Source organism: Candidatus Desulfolinea nitratireducens (assembly GCF_982879505.1).
In genome coordinates this window covers 6,717-12,876 of sequence record NZ_CEYOSI010000090.1, presented here as the reverse complement: position 1 = coordinate 12,876, position 6,160 = coordinate 6,717, and the positions used below count along the sequence as shown (strand labels likewise).

Genomic DNA, 6,160 nt, shown 5'->3' with positions numbered 1-6,160 from the left:
CGTCGGGTGAAACTCTCCTCGCACGTGTGCCTGCGGCTCAGTACAGGCAATGACGTATAAGGCTTTACCCACGATTTTAGCCAATGCCGGATTTGGTCTGGTGCACAGTATCACCATGGAAAGATGAAAATAAAATTTCACCATGAATCTAAAAACCCCATTGAACTGTAGGCCGTCGGGTTAGCTTGCTGGCAAGGTGTTTCATTCAAAGATAGCTTCCACAAGAGAAGAACTCACAGAGTTTAACCCGGAGGTCGCAGGTAAGTGCCCGAAAGGGTTTCGAGTCCTGCCTCCGCTACTAAAAGGTACTTTTTCGGTACCTTTTTTGCGGTTGGTCTCCGATTTATCCGCTCGGTAGATCATGATTTTATTGGCTTTATCAGGAAATTGGATGGTGGCTATTCGTTCCGCTTTTCAAGAGCGAATATTCAATCCCAGGCATATTGTCCATCAAACTCACTAAATATTTTTATGAGCAAATAATCCGTTGGGTTAAGGCTGTGTAGGGTATAATCTGACCAAGGCTGTCTGATAACTCTGGGTTTGGTGCTATTATATAGGTAGGAAAATCGGTTGAATTTAAAGATAATTCCGAAATTATCGCACCAGCATGTACCGATTGGATTATATATTGACTCCAAAAATCCTGAGAAATCGCACTTGCGATTATTGCTGTGATGGCTGAAGCTCAGCGGAAGCAGAACCAGCAATCAGCTAAGTTAGAAACGGATATACACCGCTCTGTATAAACAAACGAGGCTAACCCATGAAACCGGCTCCTTTTGATTATCATATTCCTGATTCTATTGAAGAAACCCTGGGCTTATTGAACGAGTCTGGAGACGAGGCGAAAATATTGGCCGGGGGACAGAGCCTTGTACCTGCCATGAATTTTCGAATTGTTCAACCGAGTGTGTTGATAGACCTAAATCGTGTTGGTCATTTAAGCTATATCAACAAAGATGAAGAAGTCATTCGAATTGGTGCGATGACCCGCGACAGGAAATTGGAGTTTGATCCGGTGATCGCAGATTGGGTCCCGCTTCTGGCGGAGGCTGTGCCATATATTGCTCATCCTCAAATTCGTAATCGTGGCACGATCGGCGGAAGTATCGTTCATTCAGACCCAGCGGCCGAAATGCCTGTATTAATGCTGGCTTTGGATGCGCGCCTCAAAGTTCGAAATTCTTCGGGTGAGCGTTGGGTGGATGCGTCCGATTTTTTCACTGGTATGTTCACCACAGTCGTAGCGCCAGATGAGATCCTGGTTGAAATTGAGTTACCCGGAAATACGCCAAATACGGGATGGTCATTCATGGAGGTCGCCCCGCGCAAGGGAGATTATGCGCTCATGGGTGTTGCTGCGCAGGTTAAATTGGACAAGCAGAATAAATGTGAAAAAGCAAAGCTGGTGTATTTGAATGCCGGTGATGGTCCGGTAAATGCGAAAGAAGCCGCTCAATCCCTGGAGGGCGAAATCCTGAATGAGAAAATAATCGGGGAAGCTGCCCTGCATGCAAGCGAAAAGGAAATCACACCCTTTGGAAATATCCACACCTCACCTGAATTCCAAAGACACCTGGCAAATGTGCTCACACGCAGGGCATTGGGGGTAGCAGCAAGCCGGGCTAAAGAGGGACAGCTGATATGACAAAAAAATATTCAATAACGGTGACCATTAATGAAAACGAATATACACGTGAGGTAGAACCGCGCTTGTTGCTCAGTGATTTCGTGCGTCATGAACTCGGATTGACCGGTACGCATGTTGGTTGCGAACAGGGTGCTTGCGGGGCTTGCACGATCCTGGTGAATGGCGAATCTATGCGTTCATGTTTGATATTTGCTATTCAAGCTGATGGTCAAAACCTCACAACAGTTGAAGGCCTGGGAAAAGATAAAGACAACCTGGATCCTCTACAGCAATCTTTTTGGGAAGCACATGGATTGCAATGTGGATTTTGCACTCCAGGGATTCTGATGACCCTGGTCCCATTTTTAAAACAGAATCCTGATCCAAATGAAGATCAGATCCGCGAAGCCTTATCCGGAAATCTGTGCCGCTGCACAGGCTATCAACATATCGTGGATGCAGTCAAACTTGCGGCTGAAAAGATGAAGTAATTGATTATGAATTTAGCACCTGCCACCAACGCGCTTCGCACAAGCAAATTAACGATTCCAAAATTTCTTTCCGAATTGGAAAACTATTTCTCGTCGCGTGAACCATCTGTTTTGGCCTTCCTTCCCGAGGAAAAACGTTTTCAACGTTTACAGATGGAAGCGGAAGAACTTTTTGGACGATTCCCCGACCCCGAAAACCGTCCACCGCTTTTTGGCATGTTGGTTGGGGTTAAAGATATCTTTCATGTCAATGGTTTTCCAACCCAGGCAGGTAGTCGTTTGCCATCGGAAGAGCTCCAGGGCCCTCAGGCAGAAAGCGTGACCAGGCTCAAAAATGCCGGGGCACTCATCCTCGGAAAAACGGTGACAACCGAATTCGCATATTTTTCGCCTGGTCCCACCCGCAATCCGCATAATCCCGAGCATACACCGGGTGGTTCAAGCAGTGGTTCTGCGGCGGCAGTCGGGGCAGGCTTATGCTCACTGGCCCTCGGCACACAAACGATCGGGTCGGTTATCCGTCCAGCCTCTTTCTGTGGTGTGATTGGTTTCAAGCCCACTTATAAGCGCATCTCTCGTGATGGCGTCATTCCGGTTTCATCCTCACTCGATCATATCGGATATTTCACCCCCAATCTCGGAATAGCAAGAGAGGTAGCGCCTGTGTTGATTGATGATTGGAATCTCCGCACTGTGGATCCTTTCCCGATTATTGGCATTCCTGACGGACCTTATCTTCAAAACGCTTCAGACGAAGCCCTGTCCTGCTTCCGTTCAAATTGCCAATCCCTCGCTGAGGCGGGGTACGAACTACGCCATATCTCGGTCATGGATGATTTTCTCGAAATTCGTACACGTCATACTGTGATCATGTCCACCGAAGCTGCACAGGTTCACAAAAGGTGGTTTGAAAAATACGAAAATCTTTACTCAACAAAATTTATTGAATTGGTTCATCAGGGGAAATCCATCACCGGATCAGAATTGGTTGAGGCATTATCCGCCCGAGATACTTTTCGTGTTGATATGACAAAAACAATGGACGAAGAGAATATCGATGTATGGATCTCCCCATCGGCGGTTGGCCCCGCACCAAAGGGCCTGGAGAGTACGGGCGATCCGATCATGAATCTTCCCTGGACACAATTAGGATTTCCTACAATTAATCTGCCAGCGGGAATGAGTTCATCAGGGCTTCCACTTGGGCTGCAAGTTACCGGTAAAGCATTAAATGATGAAAATTTACTCGCCTGGGCGGAAGAACTTGAAAAATTGGTTGGTTACCATTGAGCGAAACTGAATTTGAAATCCGCAAAGGTGCTTATTATGACTCGGTGGTGTTGATGAGATTGCAGCGCGACCTGGCAGCCTTACCTGGCGTGATTGATGCGGGTGTAGTGATGGCAACTGCTGCAAACCGCGAATTGCTATCCGTTAATGATTTATTGCCTGGATCTGTCAATTCAAGCCCTGACGATTTGTTAATCGTCGTTAAAGCTGATTCAAAAAATTCTGCCACGAATGCGCTCGGGAATGTGGACGAGTTACTATCCCGCAGGAAATCTTCAGGGGTGAGCGAGGATTTTCGCCCGCACAGCTTGAACGCCGCGGTCAATCAATTACCTGAGGCAAACTGGGTGCTGGTCTCGGTCCCCGGACGGTATGCGGCCAGTGTCGCACGCGAGGCGCTTGATTTTGGAAAACATGTCTTTTTATACAGTGACAACGTTTCACTCGAAGATGAAATCGCGTTGAAGAAGACTGCCCGTGAAAAGGGATTACTGGTGATGGGTCCGGACTGCGGAACCGCGATCATCAATGGGATTGGGTTGGGATTTGCCAACCGTGTGCGCCGTGGGCAAATCGGGCTGGTTGGCGCCTCGGGTACTGGAACCCAGGCCGTGACCAGCCACGTGCACGCTCTTGGCGGGGGAATATCCCACGCGATCGGTACCGGTGGTCGCGATCTCAACGCTGATGTTAATGCGATCACCGCCCATCAAGCCCTGGATTTGCTTAAAAATGATCCTGGAACGAAGGTGATCGTACTGGTTTCCAAACCCCCCTCATCTGAGGTTGCCACGAAATTGATCTCTGCTGCTCAAAACGCGAACAAACCCGTTGTTGTTTATTTTATCGGCTATCCTGCACCTGCAAGAAAGATCGGATACATACATTTCGCAATCAGTCTCAGCGAGGCTGCAGACATTGCGGTGGAGCTAATTAACAGTAATTTGAAATTAGCAGGAGGAGATAAATTACCGAATCCCAATTCGTATTTCCGCGGGTTGTTCTCAGGCGGTACGTTGGCCTATGAGACCCTGCTTGGTTTACAGGCTTCGCTCTCACCGATATATTCAAATGCCCCCATTTACGCACATCAGACCTTGAAGGACCCGCTAAAAAGTGAATCCCACACCATCATCGATTTGGGCGATGAATATTTCATGGTCGGGCGTTTGCATCCAATGCTCGATAACGATCTGCGCATCAGGCGACTGAAACAGGAGGCCGCCGACCCTGAGGTTGGGATGATTTTATTGGATATTGTTTTAGGGGATGGCTCGCATCCTGACCCGACCAGTGAGCTGGCTCCCGTTATAAAGGATATTCTAAGGGAACGAACTGATCTAACCATTCTGGCACTGGTGATTGGGACAGATGAAGACCCCCAGGATATTCAGTTGCAAATTGATCGTTTGGAGGAAGCAAATTCAGTTGTCTTCCGAAGCGTAACCGAAGTAGTGGAATATATCAGTTTGATATTCAGTACGCACAAATCAAGCCAGTTTCCAGCTATAGCACTTGATAGTCTGACTCAGGAATTTACAGCGATAAATGTTGGTCTTGAAACATTTTACGAAAGCTTAAAGTTGCAGGACGCGCAGGCCATCCATGTGGAGTGGCGACCGCCTGCCGGTGGAGATGAAAAACTCGCCTCACTGCTTGCCAGGATGAAAAACTAGAGAATTTTGGAGCGTATGTATGAGCATTGAACAAGCCAATAACACAGCGGTGAACCGCATGATGGAGGCCAGACCGATCCTGAAAGGTGTTGCCCTGGCAAGGGATGTCATTCCTGGCATGAAGGATAATCTTATATTGCATGCCGGTCCACCGATAGAATGGGAGCGAATGTCAGGACCCTTACGGGGAGCAACTATCGGTGCAATGCTCTTCGAGGGGTTGGCAAAAAATGAAACGGAAGCAATTTCAATGGTCGAAAGTGGCGAGATCGAATTTGATGCCTGCCACCACCACGACACCGTTGGGCCAATGGCAGGGGTCACCTCTGCATCCATGAAAGTCTATGTCGTTGAAAACGTGGAGCATGGCAATAAGGCCTATTCAAATCTCAATGAAGGGTATGGAAAGGTTTTGCGGTATGGCGCCTACAGCAAGGAAGTGATCAAGAAATTGCATTGGATGAACGATGTCCTTGGCACAGCCTTGGCAGAGGCGCTCGCTCGATCAGATGGCATCGACATCCGCGCGCTGATCGCTGAAGCGCTGCACATGGGCGATGAAGGACACAATCGCAATAAAGCCGGTTCGTTGCTGTATCTAAAATCGATCTCTCCCCTGATCGCCAGAGTGGTCAAAGACAATTCCGTGCTCTCAGAAGTGCTCGCATTCATAGGAGATAATGCGCTGAGCGTATTGAATCCGGTCATGGCCGCTTGTAAGGTGATGACGGATGCCGCCCACGGTATTGAGAAAAGCACCATCGTCACCACCATGGCGCGCAATGGCACAGATTTTGGTATTCGCGTCAGTGGGCTGGGGGACAAAGAATGGTTCACCGCACCCGCGGAAATTCCCGTGGGATTGTTCTTTTCCGGTTTCACTCAGGAGGATGCAAATCTGGATATCGGGGACAGCACTATTACTGAAACCGCAGGAATTGGCGGCTTTGCGATGGCGTCTGCACCGGCAATTGTCACATTTGTGGGTGGTTCACCACAAGATGCCCTCAATGCGACCCTGGAAATGTATGAGATCACATTTGGTGAGAATAAATATTTTACGATGCCCT

At 48.3% G+C, this 6,160-nt stretch carries 5 protein-coding genes; all 5 read left to right on the top strand.

Annotated features, from left to right (window positions below):
- Positions 1–766: 766 nt before the first annotated feature.
- Positions 767–1,651 carry an FAD binding domain-containing protein gene (locus tag AC3DOM_RS09525; protein WP_487918810.1) on the top strand — a complete coding sequence of 295 codons (885 nt, stop codon included), beginning with the start codon at positions 767–769 and terminating at the stop codon, positions 1,649–1,651.
- On the top strand, positions 1,648–2,124 hold the full coding sequence (locus tag AC3DOM_RS09520; protein ID WP_487918809.1) for a (2Fe-2S)-binding protein: 477 nt from the start codon (positions 1,648–1,650) through the stop codon (positions 2,122–2,124). The genes AC3DOM_RS09525 and AC3DOM_RS09520 overlap by 4 nt, the downstream gene beginning before the upstream one ends.
- 6 nt (positions 2,125–2,130) lie before the next feature.
- The gene (locus tag AC3DOM_RS09515) at positions 2,131–3,414 is read left to right on the top strand and encodes an amidase (RefSeq protein ID WP_487918808.1); all 1,284 of its coding nucleotides are present in this window, start codon (positions 2,131–2,133) and stop codon (positions 3,412–3,414) included.
- Complete coding sequence (gene fdrA / locus AC3DOM_RS09510; protein ID WP_487918807.1) at positions 3,411–5,090, top strand: acyl-CoA synthetase FdrA; 1,680 nt, start codon at positions 3,411–3,413, stop codon at positions 5,088–5,090. The genes AC3DOM_RS09515 and fdrA overlap by 4 nt, the downstream gene beginning before the upstream one ends.
- 19 nt (positions 5,091–5,109) lie before the next feature.
- Positions 5,110–6,160, top strand: a 1,051-nt coding sequence (locus AC3DOM_RS09505) for a YlbE family protein (RefSeq protein WP_487918806.1), incomplete at its 3' end; no start/stop codon positions are given.

Excerpts from the sequence above, each read along its gene's own strand:
- AC3DOM_RS09525 (WP_487918810.1), top strand. The coding sequence starts at position 767 with ATGAAACCGGCTCCTTTTGATTATCATATTCCTGATTCTATTGAAGAA.
- AC3DOM_RS09520 (WP_487918809.1), top strand. The coding sequence starts at position 1,648 with ATGACAAAAAAATATTCAATAACGGTGACCATTAATGAAAACGAATAT.
- AC3DOM_RS09515 (WP_487918808.1), top strand. The coding sequence starts at position 2,131 with ATGAATTTAGCACCTGCCACCAACGCGCTTCGCACAAGCAAATTAACG.